At 68.4% G+C, this 15,214-nt stretch carries 11 protein-coding genes; 3 read left to right on the top strand and 8 right to left on the bottom strand.

The genetic code is table 11. The features are described from left to right. Nucleotides 1-114: 114 nt before the first annotated feature. A complete protein-coding gene (locus tag OG510_RS07530) occupies nucleotides 115-795 on the top strand; it encodes a response regulator transcription factor (protein WP_406136002.1) in 681 nt (226 codons plus the stop codon). A gap of 404 nt (nucleotides 796-1,199) precedes the next feature. On the opposite strand, the gene OG510_RS07525 is transcribed toward OG510_RS07530, so the two are convergent. The 5 genes from OG510_RS07525 to OG510_RS07505 all read right to left on the bottom strand — a co-directional run bounded on the left by OG510_RS07525 (nucleotide 1,200) and on the right by OG510_RS07505 (nucleotide 6,657). After that, complete coding sequence (locus OG510_RS07525; RefSeq protein WP_406136000.1) at nucleotides 1,200-2,099, bottom strand: SDR family NAD(P)-dependent oxidoreductase; 900 nt, start codon at nucleotides 2,097-2,099, stop codon at nucleotides 1,200-1,202. Nucleotides 2,100-2,194: 95 nt separating this feature from the next. Beyond that, entirely contained in the window at nucleotides 2,195-2,395 is a 201-nt protein-coding gene (locus tag OG510_RS07520; protein ID WP_406135999.1) for a ferredoxin, read from the bottom strand. Between the two features lie 79 nt (nucleotides 2,396-2,474). Next, nucleotides 2,475-3,692: a cytochrome P450 gene (locus OG510_RS07515; RefSeq protein ID WP_319712960.1), complete on the bottom strand. Its 1,218-nt coding sequence runs from the start codon at nucleotides 3,690-3,692 to the stop codon at nucleotides 2,475-2,477. A 132-nt stretch (nucleotides 3,693-3,824) separates the two neighbouring features. Continuing rightward, nucleotides 3,825-5,033: an FAD-dependent oxidoreductase gene (locus tag OG510_RS07510; protein WP_365752826.1), complete on the bottom strand. Its 1,209-nt coding sequence runs from the start codon at nucleotides 5,031-5,033 to the stop codon at nucleotides 3,825-3,827. Between the two features lie 127 nt (nucleotides 5,034-5,160). Continuing rightward, nucleotides 5,161-6,657 carry an MFS transporter gene (locus OG510_RS07505; protein WP_319712963.1) on the bottom strand — a complete coding sequence of 499 codons (1,497 nt, stop codon included), beginning with the start codon at nucleotides 6,655-6,657 and terminating at the stop codon, nucleotides 5,161-5,163. 122 nt (nucleotides 6,658-6,779) lie between these two features. On the opposite strand from OG510_RS07505, the gene OG510_RS07500 reads away from it, so the two are divergent. Continuing rightward, nucleotides 6,780-7,238, top strand: a complete 459-nt coding sequence (locus tag OG510_RS07500) for a MarR family transcriptional regulator (protein ID WP_319714351.1) — start codon at nucleotides 6,780-6,782, stop codon at nucleotides 7,236-7,238. Nucleotides 7,239-7,897: 659 nt separating this feature from the next. Here OG510_RS07500 and OG510_RS07495 read toward each other — a convergent pair. Next, nucleotides 7,898-9,427 carry a helix-turn-helix domain-containing protein gene (locus tag OG510_RS07495; protein WP_406135998.1) on the bottom strand — a complete coding sequence of 510 codons (1,530 nt, stop codon included), beginning with the start codon at nucleotides 9,425-9,427 and terminating at the stop codon, nucleotides 7,898-7,900. A gap of 478 nt (nucleotides 9,428-9,905) precedes the next feature. Between OG510_RS07495 and acnA the strand changes: the two genes are divergently transcribed. Beyond that, on the top strand, nucleotides 9,906-12,620 hold the full coding sequence (gene acnA / locus OG510_RS07490; protein WP_164259438.1) for an aconitate hydratase AcnA: 2,715 nt from the start codon (nucleotides 9,906-9,908) through the stop codon (nucleotides 12,618-12,620). A 100-nt stretch (nucleotides 12,621-12,720) separates the two neighbouring features. On the opposite strand, the gene xylA is transcribed toward acnA, so the two are convergent. Both xylA and OG510_RS07480 read right to left on the bottom strand, forming a co-directional pair. Next, entirely contained in the window at nucleotides 12,721-13,896 is a 1,176-nt protein-coding gene (gene xylA, locus OG510_RS07485) for a xylose isomerase (protein WP_406135997.1), read from the bottom strand. A 178-nt stretch (nucleotides 13,897-14,074) separates the two neighbouring features. Then, the gene (locus OG510_RS07480) at nucleotides 14,075-15,064 is read right to left on the bottom strand and encodes an aldo/keto reductase (RefSeq protein ID WP_406135996.1); all 990 of its coding nucleotides are present in this window, start codon (nucleotides 15,062-15,064) and stop codon (nucleotides 14,075-14,077) included. Between the last annotated feature and the right edge of the window lie 150 nt (nucleotides 15,065-15,214).

Raw genomic sequence — 15,214 nt, 5'->3', positions numbered from 1 at the left:
GGCAACGCATGAGCGCACCTTTCGCCTCGCATCCAAGAACTGAGCCGGTCAGGGCCCACGCGGCACGATCCCCCGGAGCCCACCGGAGCAAGGCACCACGCAGAAGGACAACAGATGCAGGGGGTATTCCTCGCAGGCGGCCCCACCCTTGAACGCAATGCCTACGAGCACATCATCAATCGGTCCAGGACCCTGACGATGCTGGGGCACACTGCCACTCTCGCCGAGGCGCTCAATGAGGTTCTGTGCTCCCGCCCTGACCTGCTGCTCATCGATAAGCGAACCCTGCCGCCTGCCGTCCTCGCTCCGCCGCGAATGGTCCTGCGCCAAGCCGCGACCCTGACCCGGCTCGCGTTCATCGGCACCGTACCGGTAGGGGAGATCGCGTCATATCTGCGCGATGGTGTCACCGGGATCCTGAGCCATGAAATGGATACGCACCAATTCGTGACGGGAGTGGACCTGGTGAGCAGGGGCGGCGTGGTCATCAGCCCGCCAACGACATTCGACGCGGCGCCTCCGCTCTCCCCGCTCCCCATAGTGGATCGGCTATCGGCCCGAGAACGCGAGATTCTCGCGCTTATCCCCACCCAGCCGGACAACGAATCCCTGGCCCAACTCCTCCGCATCAGCCCGCTCACGGTCAAGTCACACGTGAACAGCATTCTGCGGAAGCTCGGGGCAACCAGCAGGGCCCGCCTCGTTGTCATCGCCTACGAGAGCGGACTGGTCACCCCCGGAACCCCCGGGAGACGACACCTCTCCGGTCACAGGGATGCCGGGCTTGATGGATAGGACACAGGCAAGCTCCGCTTCGGCGCGTGACGTTGGACCAGAGCTTGCTTCCTCGCGTCACGCGGTGCGTCAGCGGCGTAGAACGCTCGCTTCGGCGCCCGCGTAGCGACGATGAGCGTACGCCGTCGACATCGCCGCGGCCGGCTCCTGCGCACTCCGGGAGGTGATCTCCTCGTGAGCGAGGACGGCAGTTGGGGGCGACTCGACGTGGTCCCCGCGGGTTTGGAGGCTGGAGTGTCTTGATGTCACGGCGCGGCAGGCACGTTGTCTGCAGCCTGTGCCGACGAGGTGGTGCTGCCGGCCACGCCCCAATGCACTGAGGCAGCCGCCGCACTGGTCCAGTGCGACGGCTGCCTTCCTTCTGACGCCCCGGGTTGAGAGGGTGTGGTGGGCCTTCAGGTCGTTTAGCGCAGGACCTGGCCGGGGACGAGGTCGTCCAACTCGTCGAGGGTGTACGGCGGGTTCTCGTAGGGGTCGCCCTTCGAGATGGTGTTGAGGTCTTCGTAGTCGGACCACACGCTGATCTTCCCGCCACCGGAGTGGAAGACGCGGCCGCTGACGTCGGACGCCGCATCCGTGCAGAGCCAGGTGACGATCGGCGGCACGTGCTCGACCGGGCCGGGGCCCTTCTTCGCCGCAGCGAACATCTCGTCGGAGAGACGGCCTTCCGCGTGGGCCTGCTCAAGCCCCGGAAGGGCCAGCTCGTAGGTGCGGGTGGAGGCTCCCGGCGCCAGAGTGTTCGCGGTCACGCCGGTGCCCTTGAGCTCTGTGGCCAGCCCCTTGATGAAGGAAACGGTGCCGCCCATGGCCGCGGCGAAGACGGGGTTGCCCACGCCGCCACGTGCACCCTCGGAAGCGGTCACGACGATCCGGCCCCAACCGCGTTCGACCATGCCCGGCACGGTCAGGCGCGAGAGCCAGAACTTCTGACCGAGGAACAGGTCCATCAGCTTGTTGTACTGCTCATCGGTGATGTCGATCTGGCCAGGGAGCACAGCGCCCGCGATGGCGAGGACGATGTCGACCGGGCCGAAGGTCTTCTCGGCGAGCGCGACCAGGTTGGCGCATCCCTGGGCTTCGGCCACGGAGTCGTAGTTGGCCACCGCCTGGCCGCCCGCCGCCAGGATCTCGGCGACGGTCGCGTCTGCGGCTTCGGAGCTCCTTCCACCGCCTGCTGCGGTTGTGCCCAGGTCGTTGACTACGACCCGTGCGCCCTCTGCGGCCAGGGCCAGCGCGCATGCCTTCCCGACACCGTTGCCGCCACCGGTCACAATGGCCACTTTGCCACTCAGACGGTCACTCATGTCCTTCTCCTAGCTGTGTTCGGCGCCCTTGGCAGGGAGCTTCGTTCCTGTGCGGTGGCCGGCCCGGTGCTGTTTCCGGGCCGGCCACCGCCGGGCTACCGGGCCGGCGTGAGCTCGATAGCGGCGGCCGGGCAGACCGCGGCAGCTTCACGGACTGCGGTGTACTGATCCTGCGGGGGCGCGGCTTCGAGCAGGACGACGATGCCGTCGTCGTCGCGTTGGTCGAACACCTCTGGGGCGATCAGGACGCACTGGCCGGCGCCGCAGCACTTGTCTTCATCGACGGTGACGTTCATACGGACTCTCCCTTCATCGGGACGGTGGGGGGTTGTGTGGGCCGCTGGGCGGCGGCTGTGCTCGGGGGCTGGGGTGGGATCACCAGCGAACGGGGACAGTGCGCAGCCCGCCGACCAACAGCCCTTCCACTCGCTGCAGTTCCTCTACGGGGACCGCCAGTTCGAGGGTGGGCAGCTTGCGCAGCAGGACTTCCAACACCACCTGGAGTTCGGTGCGGGCCAATGCCTGGCCGAGGCACGAGTGGGGTCCGGCACCGAAGATGAGGTGAGGGTTGGGGCTGCGGTCCAGATCCATCTCCTCGGCGTTGTCGAAGACGTCTTCGTCGCGGTTGGCGGCGGGCATGCTGCAGATCACGGTGGTGCCGCCGGGTACCGTCTGGCCGCCGATCTCGGTGTCTTCGCTGATGTAGCGACGCAGGCCGAAGCCGAGGTTGGTGTCGAAGCGGAGTGCCTCTTCGACGGCGGTGCGCACGAGAGAGGGATCGGCGAGGAGCTGCTCCCACCGGCTGCGGTCGGCCAGGAGCATGCCGACCATCTTGCCGATCATGTTGGCGGTGGTCTCGTGCCCTGCGATCAGGAGGCCCAAGGCGGTTGCCAGCAGCTCCGAGTCGGAGAGTCCCTGGCCATCCGCGGAGTCCCGGATGAGCGTGCTGATCAGGTCGTCGGTCGGGTTCTCGCGCTTGGACTCGATGTGACCGGACATGTACTGGACGAACTCGATCTGGGCCCGATCCGTCTCCTCCTTGGTGAAGCGAGTGAGGCTCAGCAGCGCGTCGGACCAGTGGGAGAAGCGGTCACGGTCCTGTGCGGGCACGCCGAGCATGTCGCAGATGACGTAGACGGGCAGGAGGAAGCCGACGTGCGCCTTGAGGTCGGCGGGCGCGCCGAGGGCGACCATGTCGTCGACGAGCCGTTCGGCCGTAGCCGTCATGCCGGGGCGAAGAGCCGTCATGCGCTTGGCGGTGAACCACTTGCTGACCTGGCGACGCCACTGCTGGTGCGGCTCGCCCTTCGCGGGAAGGGAGAGCGCGTCGGCGCTGCTGGAGGCGACGGCTCCGCCCCCACCATCCGGTGCGAGGCGGGCCGCGCCGTCCTGCGCGGTCGGCCGGGCGAAGCGCGGGTCGGAAAGCAGTGTCTTGATGTCTTCGTGGCGCGTGAGCAGAGTTGCCTCGTCGCCGCTGGGCAGTTGGACCGAGGCCACCGGGCACTGGCTGCGCAGTCGCTGCCAATCAGCGGGGGCGTCCAGGGCACCCGTCTGGGGCAGCGGGTAGTGCACGGTCTCTTGGCTCTGACTCATAAGTAATCTCCCTCGGAAATGTGGGGCTTTCGTCCGGCAGGTACCTCTGTGAGGCGGTACTGGTCCGGGGTCGTGGGCAGTTCTCCCTTCGCTCGGGGACCGGGCCTTGTCACCCGGTATGGCTTGTGGGGTTCACACGGAGCGGGCAGAGTCAGCGCCGGGCGGACCCGTGAGGTGTTGCTGGCGCAGCAGGCGGGCCTGCTTGGGCATGTTCCAGCCGAGGACGGCAGTGGCCCGGCCGCCTTGGCTGTACAGCGCGGCGAACCGGCGCTCCTCGACGTCTCCTTCGACGACGGTCACGTCATCGAGCGGGGAAGGGAGCCCGTGGACCTGGATCTTCGCCGCGTACTGGTCGGTCCAGAAGTAGGGGACCGGCGTGTAGGGGCGGGTTGCTCCCAGGATGTTCGCGGCAACCGTCTGAGCCTGCTCGGTGGCGTTGGTGCGGTTCTCCAGGCGCAGCCGCCGGCCGAGCCGCACGTCGTACCACGACGCGACGTCTCCTACGACCCAGGTTCCGGGGGCAGCGCGGCAGTGTGCATCGCATTCGATGCCGTCGCCGAGCGTCAGGCCGCTACCTGTGAGCCAGCCGGTCGCCGGGCGCGCGCCGACGGCGATCACGACCACGCTCGCGGGAAGGACCTCACCGCTGGACAGCCGGACGCCGGTGACCTGACCGTCCTCACCGGTGAGGCGATCGACCGCGACGCCGAGACGCATGCGCACACCCTGTTCCGTGTGCAGCTGGGTGAGGAGGCCGCCGACCATGTCGCCGACCTGGTCCCCCAGCAGTGTCGTGGCCGGTGCGACGATGGTGACGTCCAGTCCCAGGGTGCGCGCGCTGGCTGCAACCTCGGTGCCGAGCACGCCGGCGCCGACGACCACCAGCCGTTCGGCGCCGAGCAGATCACGACGCAGCCGCAGCGCGTCGTCCATGGACCGCAGGACGTGCGCTCCGGCCAGAGTGTCCTGGCCGGGCAGGGTCCTCGGGTGCAGACCGGTGGCAATCACCACGTGATCGGCGCGCAGCTGACGGCCTGTGCGTGTCGTGACGGTCCGGGCCGCCGAGTCGAAGGAGGCGGCGGCATCGCCCGCGACGAACTCGGCGTCCAAGGCGGCGAGCTGCTCATCGGTGCGCAGATGCGCCCGAGAGGGCTCCCAGTCTCCCTTCAGGACCTGCTTCGACAGCGGCGGCCGGTCGTAGGGCGGGTGCTGTTCCGCGTCCAGTAGCGTCAGAGCGCCCTGGTATTCGTTGCGCCGCAGGGCTTCTGCCGTCGCGAGGCCGGCGGCGGAAGCGCCGACGATCAGCACGCTCCCGGCCGTCGCATGGTCTTTCTCCGGCATACCTGTTCGCCCTTCTCCTCGGGTTCTTCGTTCGTCGTGTGCGGGGTCCTATGGGCTGGCACGTGGTCGCAGGGTCGTCGGCCGAGGCCGGACGAGTGCTACCCCGCGGACACACCGGCGTGGGTGGTCACCCCCGAGGGGCATGCGGCGTCGAGGTTGAGAGCTGGCCAGCTTCCGGCGCGGAGGCCGCGTCGGACGTGCCGGGCTGCGGGGCGTCGGGGGCGGGGAGGGGTGCTGTGGCGCGGGGGATGGCCAAGGTGAGGAGTGCTGCGGCGAGGGCAGCGGCCCCGCCGACGACGGCGGCGACCCGGAAGCCGTTCTCCGTCGGGATCGTGAAGCCCCCGATGTCATTGCTCATCTGGGCCAGGAGGACACCGATGACCGCGCTGGATACGGAGAGTCCGATGGAACGCATCAGTGCGTTGAAGCCGTTGGCCGAGGCGGTCTTGGAAGCGGGGACCGACGCCATGATGATCGCGGGCATCGCTCCGTAGGCGAAGGCCACCCCGATACTGACGACGCAGCTGAAGACGACGATCCCGGCGACAGATCCCATGAGGGGCAGGGCGAGGCCGTAGCCGATCGCCATGATCAGAGATCCGGTCAGCAGCGACGTGCGGGGGCCGAACCGGGCGGACAGCTTCGCGCCGAGCGGGGAGAACGCCATCATCACCAGTCCGGTGGGAACCATCCACAGGCCGGCGGCGAGCATCGACTGGCCCAGACCGTAGCCGAGTTCCTTCGGCAGCTGGAGCAGTTGGGGGGCCACGAGGCTCTGGGCGAACATGGCGAAGCCGATCACGATCGAGGCCAGGTTCGTCAGCAGCACCCGCCGCCGGGCGGTGGCTCGCAGATCGACCAGCGGATCAGTGGTCCGCAGCTCGAACCAGCCCCAGGCCAGAAGGACGATCACGGCGGCAGCGAAGAGACCCAGGGTGGTAGCGCTCGTCCAGCCCCACTCGGCGCCCTTGGAGACGGCGAGCAACAGCGATACGAGACCGACCGTGAGACCGATCGTGCCGGGTATGTCGAACCGGCCCCGCGCGCCCCCTGCGGGCACACCCGGAACGAAGCGCATCACCGCGAACCCGACGAGCAGGCTGATGGCGGCCGAGCCCCAGAACAGTGCGTGCCAGTCGGCGTTCTGAGCGACGCCGGCCGCAAGGGGCAGACCGAAGGCACCGCCGATGCCCAGAGACGAGCTCATGAGAGCCACCGACGATCCCATGCGCTCCGGTGGCACGACATCACGCATGGTGCTGATCCCGAGCGGGATGATTCCCATGCCGATGCCCTGGATCGCACGCCCGATGACCATGGGGACCAGCGAGTCCGACACAGCGCTCGCGAGCGAGCCCACGACGAGCAGGCCGACACAGATCAGCAGCATCCGCCGCTTGCCGTAGAGGTCACCGAGGCGTCCGAACACCGGAGTGGCAACCGCGCCGGTGAGCAGAGGTGCGGTGACAACCCACGATGCGTTCGCGGTGGAAGTGTCCAGCAGCTCCGGGAGCTGTGCGACGAGAGGGATGACCAGCGTCCCCATGAGAGAGGCCACGATGCCGGCCGCAGACAGCGAGGCGACGATCGCTCCCGTGCGAGCCGGGGAGGCAGAAGCATTCATGCGTTGCACCGTACAGAAAAAAAGCATCATGCACAAAAGTTGCATGATGCTCGCCAAAAGCATCGTGCACACTTGTGGCGTAGGGTGAGGATGTGTATATGACAGAGCCGGAGGTGCCCCAGATGGATTCCCAGCAAGCGGGGGAGCAGATCGAGCGGGAGCTCCTGATCCTTACGCGGCACCAGGAAATGTCCTCACCCCGCCGCCTGCACGGCAGTGAGGCCCTGGAGCGCAGCGCCTACGTGCTCCTCAGCCGGATCGAGGTGCAGGGCCCCATGTCGGTCGCCGACCTCGTTGACGCCTTCGGGCTCGCCGCCTCGACGTTCAACCGGCAGACGGCCGCCCTCCTCAGGGACGGACTCGTCGAACGGACCCTCGACCCCAACGGCGGGGTGGCCAGGAAGTTCCGCATCACCCAGAAGGGAACCGGCGCACTCAGGGCCGACCGCGAGAAGGTGGTCGACGGGCTCGCCGAAGTGGTCACCGACTGGACCCCCGAGCGCCTGGATCGCTTCATCGAGGACCTTCAGCAGTTCAACAAGGACATCGAACGGGTTACAGGGCGCCCCTGGCCGCGCTGATGGTGCTCCTTGCTGGCGGTGGCGGGACACGGGACCTCGACCGCGCGCGGGGCCGCCTCGTCATCCGCTGTCTGGATGGGATGGCTTGACCACGAGGTTGGCCGCCGTACCGGCGATGGAGTGGCAACGTTGGGGGTCGTCCGCTGTGGGTGCAGGCGGACCCGAGCTGCCGGAGGATTCCGGATCGGCGGGTGGCCGGTCTTTCAAAGCAGAGTCGGGCGGCGTTTGCCAGTTCCCGGTGCCCGCGCGTCATCGGTCCGGAAGCCTCGGAGGTTCGTGACGAAGCCCAAACCGACACCAGAATCGGTGTACGCGAAGCCGATCGATCCGCCGGAGATCGGGTGTCGGAACCTTTCCGGATCATGGACAACATCGGTAGCGGCGTGCGTCAGATTCGCGCACGTAACGCCCGCAGCGCCCACAACGCACACGGGTAATTCGTCCGGATTCTCGCGCGCATGGCGCTGACCTGCGCCAACTTCCACATGCTTTTGTTCCACATGTTTCGCGATGACTCATCATGTGGAGAGGGCGGGTGTTCGTGAGCCGTCGCTCCTGGTCAAAGTCCCAGAAAAGTCCCAGGGACTCCGTCACACCCCGCCTCGACTCGCATTTGTGCAGGTCAGTAGGGGTGTGACGGTGCCATTTTTTGCAGGCTTTCAGATGTCCCGGAAGATCTCGATCTGCGCGCCCACCGAGTTGAGCCGCTCGGCCAGTTCCTCGTAGCCGCGGTTGATGACATACACATTGCGCAGCACCGACGTGCCCTCGGCGGCCATCATCCCCAGCAGCACCACGACCGCCGGCCGCAGCGCGGGCGGACACATCATCTCGGCCGCGCGCCACCTGGTCGGTCCCTCCACCAACACCCGGTGCGGGTCCAGGAGTTGCAGCCTGCCGCCCAGCCGGTTGAGGTCCGTCAGATAGATCGCGCGGTTGTCGTAGACCCAGTCGTGGATCAGGGTCTGGCCCTGTGCGACCGCCGCGATGGCCGCGAAGAACGGCACGTTGTCGATGTTCAGCCCGGGGAAGGGCATCGGGTGGATCTTGTCGATCGGGGCTTCGAGCTTGGAGGGCCGCACGGTCAGGTCCACCAGCCGGGTCCGGCCGTTGTCGGCCGCGTACTCGGCGCTGCGGTCGTGGTCGAGGCCCATCTCCTCCAGGACCGCCAGCTCGATCTCCATGAACTCGACCGGGACCCGGCGGATCGTCAGCTCCGACTCCGTCACCACGGCCGCGGCCAGCAGGCTCATGGCCTCGACCGGGTCCTCGGAGGGGGAGTAGTCGACGTCCACGTCGATGTCCGGCACCCCGTGCACGGTCAGCGTCGTCGTGCCCACGCCGTCCACCCGTACGCCCAGGGCCTCCAGGAAGAAGCACAGGTCCTGGACCATGTAGTTGGATGACGCGTTGCGGATGACGGTCACACCGTCGCTGCGGGCCGCCGCGAGCAGTGCGTTCTCGGTGACCGTGTCGCCCCGCTCGGTCAGTACGATCGGGCGGTCGGGGGCGGCGCCGCGCTCGACCTGTGCGTGGTAGAGCCCCTCCGTCGCGGTGATGTCGAGCCCGAAGCGGCGCAGCGCGATCATGTGGGGCTCGATGGTGCGGGTGCCCAGGTCGCAGCCGCCCGCGTACGGCAGCTTGAAGTTGTCCAGGCGGTGCAGCAGCGGGCCGAGGAACATGATGATCGAGCGGGTGCGGCGCGCGGCCGACGCGTCGATGGCGGCCATGTCCACGTCGGCGCCAGGGGCGATCTCCAGGTCCTTGCCGTCGTTGATCCAACGGGTGCGCACACCGATGGAGTTGAGCACCTCCAGGAGCCGGTACACCTCCTCGATACGTGCGACTCTGCGCAGCACCGTCCGCCCCTTGTTGAGCAACGAGCCGCAGAGCAGCGCCACACAGGCGTTCTTGCTCGTCTTGACGTCGATCGCGCCGGAGAGCCGGCGGCCGCCGACCACCCGCAGATGCATCGGTCCCGCATAGCCCAGCGAGACGATCTCGCTGTCGAGAGCCTCGCCGATCCTGGCGATCATCTCAAGGCTGATGTTCTGGTTTCCGCGCTCGATGCGGTTCACGGCGCTCTGGCTTGTGGCGAGCGCATCGGCCAGCTGAGTCTGTGTCCAGCCCCGGTGCTGACGGGCGTCACGGATGAGCTTGCCGATGCGTACGAGGTAGTCATCTGCCATGCGCCAGACGCTATCTCACATATGAGATGCCGACTCTTCCGGGTGGGCCATTGGAGTGATGGCGGGCGGGGCGGGCCGTCCCGCGCCCGGTGGGTCGGTGGGTCGGGTGGGTCGGTGAGCGGAGCGGAGTTCCCGGAGTGGGGCGCGCGGTGGAGTTCCCGCCGCGCCGGGGCGGGTAGGGGAGTCCTGAGGAGAGGCGTCGCGGCTGTGGCGTGTGACGGGCAGCACTGAGCGCCGCCCGGGGCGCGCGTCCGGCGGTGGCGGGGCGGTCCCCGCATGACCTCCGCGCGGACGTGTACTAGAGTTATCTCGACATCGAGATATCTGCCGAGGCGCACCGCGGCCGTCACTCGGTAAGGGTTACCTAACTAATCCTCACTGTAGCGGATGGCCGAGCAGCCGTAGGCGGCACCACGCGGCGCCGGCCGCAAACGAGGCGCGGCGCGCTAGAACGCGCACTTTGATGAAGGAGACTGTCGTGTCGGCGAACAGCTTCGACGCCCGCAGCACGCTGCGCGTGGGCGACGAGTCGTACGAGATCTTCAAGCTGGACAAGGTCGAGGGCTCCGCGCGCCTCCCTTACAGCCTGAAGGTCCTGCTGGAGAACCTGCTGCGTACCGAGGACGGCGCGAACATCACCGCCGACCACATCCGGGCGCTCGGCGGCTGGGACTCGCAGGCCCAGCCGAGCCAGGAGATCCAGTTCACGCCGGCTCGCGTGATCATGCAGGACTTCACCGGTGTGCCCTGTGTCGTCGACCTCGCCACCATGCGCGAGGCCGTCAAGGAGCTCGGCGGTGACGCGGCGCAGATCAACCCGCTCGCCCCCGCCGAGCTGGTCATCGACCACTCCGTCATCGCCGACAAGTTCGGTACGTCGGACTCCTTCGCGCAGAACGTCGAGCTGGAGTACGGCCGCAACAAGGAGCGCTACCAGTTCCTCCGCTGGGGCCAGACCGCCTTCGACGAGTTCAAGGTCGTCCCCCCGGGCACCGGCATCGTCCACCAGGTGAACATCGAGCACCTGGCCCGCACCGTCATGGTCCGCAACGGCCAGGCGTACCCCGACACCCTCGTCGGCACCGACTCGCACACCACCATGGTCAACGGCCTGGGTGTGCTGGGCTGGGGCGTCGGCGGTATCGAGGCCGAGGCCGCGATGCTCGGCCAGCCGGTCTCGATGCTCATCCCGCGCGTGGTCGGCTTCAAGCTGACCGGCGAGCTGAACCCCGGCACCACCGCCACCGACCTGGTCCTCACGATCACCGAGATGCTGCGCAAGCACGGCGTCGTCGGCAAGTTCGTCGAGTTCTACGGTGAGGGCGTCGCCGCCACCTCGCTCGCCAACCGCGCCACCATCGGCAACATGTCGCCGGAGTTCGGCTCCACCGCAGCGATCTTCCCGATCGACGCCGAGACGCTGAACTACCTGCGGCTGACCGGCCGTGACGAGAAGCAGGTCGCGCTCGTCGAGGCGTACTCCAAGGAGCAGGGCCTCTGGCTCGACCCGGCCGCCGAGCCCGACTTCTCCGAGAAGCTGGAGCTCGACCTGGCCACGGTCGTCCCCTCCATCGCCGGCCCGAAGCGCCCGCAGGACCGCATCGTCCTCGCCAACGCCAAGGCGCAGTTCGCGCAGGACGTCCGCAACTACGTCTCCACCGACGAGGAGGCGGGCAAGGAGTCCTTCCCGGCCTCCGACGCCCCGGCCACCCACAACGGTGTGCCGAGCCGCCCGACCACGGTCACGGCCCCCGACGGTTCGACGTACGAGATCGACCACGGCGCCGTCACCGTCGCCGCGATCACCTCCTGCACCAACACCTCGAACCCGTACGTCATGGTCGCCGCCGCGCTCGTCGCGAAGAAGGCCGTGGAGAAGGGCCTGACCCGCAAGCCCTGGGTCAAGACCACCCTCGCGCCCGGCTCCAAGGTCGTCACCGACTACTTCGACAAGGCCGGGCTCACCCCGTACCTCGACAAGGTCGGCTTCAACCTCGTCGGCTACGGCTGCACCACCTGCATCGGCAACTCGGGCCCGCTGCCCGATGAGGTCTCGAAGGCCGTCAACGAGCACGACCTGGCCGTGACGTCGGTGCTCTCGGGCAACCGCAACTTCGAGGGGCGCATCAACCCCGACGTCAAGATGAACTACCTGGCGTCGCCGCCGCTGGTCGTCGCGTACGCCATCGCGGGCTCCATGAAGGTGGACATCACCAAGGACTCGCTGGGCACCGACCAGGACGGCAAGCCGGTCTTCCTCGCGGACATCTGGCCCACCGAGGCCGAGGTCAACGACGTCGTGGCGAACACCATCGGCGAGGACATGTTCAACAAGTCCTACCTCGACGTCTTCGCGGGCGACGCCCAGTGGCAGGCCCTGTCGATCCCGACCGGCAACACCTTCGAGTGGGACCCCGAGTCCACCTACGTCCGTAAGCCCCCGTACTTCGAGGGCATGACGATGGAGACCACCCCGGTCGAGGACATCACCGGGGCCCGGGTCCTCGCCAAGCTGGGCGACTCGGTCACCACCGACCACATCTCCCCGGCCAGCGCGATCAAGGCCGACACCCCGGCCGGCAAGTACCTCACGGAGCACGGCGTCGAGCGCCGCGACTTCAACTCCTACGGCTCGCGCCGCGGTAACCACGAGGTCATGATCCGCGGCACCTTCGCCAACATCCGGCTGCGCAACCAGATCGCGCCGGGCACCGAGGGCGGCTACACCCGCGACTTCACCCAGGCGGACGGGCCGGTGTCGTTCATCTACGACGCCTCGCAGAACTACCAGGCCGCCGGCATCCCGCTGACCGTCCTGGCCGGCAAGGAGTACGGCTCCGGGTCGTCCCGCGACTGGGCGGCCAAGGGCACCGCGCTGCTCGGCGTGAAGACCGTCATCGCCGAGTCGTACGAGCGCATCCACCGCTCGAACCTCATCGGCATGGGCGTCCTGCCGCTGCAGTTCCCGGAGGGCAAGACCGCCGAGTCGCTCGGCCTGACCGGCCAGGAGACCTTCTCCTTCACCGGCGTGACCGAGCTGAACAACGGCACCACGCCCCGCACGGTCAAGGTCACCACCGACACCGGTGTGGAGTTCGACGCGGTCGTCCGCATCGACACCCCCGGTGAGGCGGACTACTACCGCAACGGCGGCATCATGCAGTACGTCCTGCGCAACCTGATCCGCAAGTAGGCGGACGGGCCGCGAGGCCGCGAAGGGCCGCACCCCAGCCGTCATGTCCGGCTGGGGTGCGGCCCTTCTCCATGTTCCCGTGCCCGTGGGGCAGCGGCCGTCAGCGGACGCCGAGCAGGTGCTCCATGGCCAGCTGGTCGAGCGCCTCGAACGCCATGGAGCGCTCGCCCGCCTTCCCGGTGTCGAACTCCTCGTACGCGGTGCGGTCGGCCAGCAGGCCCTTGAGGCCGTCCGCCGCGGTGGGCACGGCCAGCTGGTCCAGACGTGATGCGGCCAGCGCCTCCTGGACGGCGGGGTCCGCGCGGAAGGCCAGCGCGCGCTCCTTGAGGATCAGGTAGTTGCGCATGCAGTTCTTCGCCGACTCCCAGACGCCGTCGAAGCCGTCGGTACGGACCGGCTTGAAGTCGAAGTGGCGCGGCCCGGTGTATCCGGAGCTCTCCAGCAGGTCGACCAGCCAGAACGCCTGGCGCAGGTCGCCCGCGCCGAAGCGCAGGTCCTGGTCGTACTTGATGCCGGACTGGCCGTTGAGGTCGATGTGGAAGAGCTTGCCCGCCCAGATCGCCTGGGCGATCGAGTGGGTGGCGTTCAGCCCGGCCATCTGCTCGTGGCCGACCTCCGGGTTCACCCCGTACAGCTCCGGGCGCTCCAGCCGCTCGATGAACGCGAGGGCATGTCCGACGGTGGGCAGAAGGATGTCGCCGCGCGGCTCGTTCGGCTTGGGCTCGATGGCGAAGCGCAGGTCGTACCCCTGCTCCACGACGTAGTCGCCGAGCAGGTCGAACGCCTCCTTCATCCGGTCGAGCGCCACCGGGACGTCCTTGGCCGCGCCCGACTCGGCGCCCTCGCGGCCACCCCAGGCCACATAGGTCCGCGCGCCCAGCTCCACCGCGAGATCGATGTTGCGGATGACCTTCCGCAGTGCGAAGCGCCGCACATCGCGGTCGTTGGACGTGAAGCCGCCGTCCTTGAAGACCGGGTGGGTGAACAGGTTGGTCGTGGCCATCGGGACCTTGAGACCGGTGCGGTCCAGCGCGTCCCTGAAGCGCGCGACGCGTGCCGAGCGCTCGCTGTCGGACGAGCCGAACGGGATCAGGTCGTCGTCATGGAAGGTCACCCCGTACGCGCCCAGTTCCGCCAGGCGCTCCACGGACTCGACGGGGTCCAGGGCGGGGCGGGTCGGGTCACCGAAGGGGTCGTTGCCCTTCCAGCCGACGGTCCACAGACCGAAGGTGAACCTGTCCGCGGGACTGGGGGTGAGGGTGATGCGGTCCGGCATGCTCGGCCTCTTGTCCACGAGGGCCCGGGGGCGGCCGTTCACCGCCGCCCGGGTGTCATTTGTTTGCTGACAGTACTAATACGCCATCGCCGTGGATGTTTCCAGGGTTCGGGCCCCCGGAACGCTGTCTTCCTCTGTTTTGTTGTGTACGTGGCCGAAACCGGCAACCGGTGCCTGCTCAGCGGTTGACGAAGCCCAGGCTGCCCTGGTCGTAGCGGGTGCCGGCGACCGACCCCGCGGGGGCCGCCTCGTCGATCGCCGCCAGCTCGGCGGCCGACAGCTCCAGGGTCGCCGCCGCGACGTTCTCCTCCAGGTACTTCTCCCTGCGGGTCCCCGGAATCGGGACGACATCGGATCCCCGGTGCTGCACCCAGGCCAGCGCGAGCTGCCCGGCCGTCACCCCACGCGCGGCGGCCAGCTCGTTGAGCCGGTCCACGATGGCGAGGTTCCGCTCCAGATTGCCGTCGGTGAAACGGGGCTGGGTGCGGCGCAGATCGGTCTCCGGCAGACCGTCGAGCGAGGTGTACCGGCCGGTCAGGAAACCGCGGCCGAGCGGCGAGAACGGCACCAGGCCGATACCGAGCTCGCGGCAGACCGGCGCGATCTCCTGCTCCAGGTCCCTGGTCCACAGCGACCACTCGCTCTGCAGCGCGGCGATCGGATGCACCGCATGGGCCCGCCGCAGGGTCCTGGCGCTCGCCTCGGAGAGCCCCAGATGACGGACCTTGCCCGCTGTCACCAGCTCCGCCATCGCACCGACCGTCTCCTCGATCGGGACGTCAGGGTCGACCCGGTGCTGGTAGTAGAGATCGATGTGGTCGGTGCCGAGCCTGCGCAGCGACGCCTCGCAGGACTGCCGCACATACGCGGCGTCGCCCCGGATACGGGTCGGCTCGCCCAGCCGGCTGGCGAAGCCGAACTTCGTGGCCACCAAGGCCTGTTCGCGTCGCCCGGCCAGCGCGCGGCCGATCAGCTCCTCGTTGTGGCCCGCGCCGTAGAAATCCGAAGTGTCGAGCAGAGTGACGCCCAGTTCGATGGCGCGGTGGATGGTCGCGATCGACTGGTCGTCGTCCGATGCGCCATAGCCATGACTCATCCCCATGCAGCCGAGGCCCTGGGCGGAGACGGACAGTGCGCCGAGACGGCGGACGGGAAGCGTGGAATCCATGGAGCCGACCGTAGATGTTCGAGCGCACTCCAGGTCAAGCGCGGTCCCCCCGGCGTGGCCGAAAGGGGACGCGGCTCCGGACGGACCGCGGGGCGGGCCCGGAACTTCCCGGCCCCGCCCCTCAGTTCACTCCGGCCGGTTCACTCCGGC

This window comes from Streptomyces sp. NBC_01089 (genome assembly GCF_045162975.1).
Classification (GTDB): Bacteria; Actinomycetota; Actinomycetes; order Streptomycetales; family Streptomycetaceae; genus Streptomyces.
The sequence above is the reverse complement of the archived record's forward strand: the minus strand, read 5'-3'. Positions and strand labels throughout refer to the sequence as shown.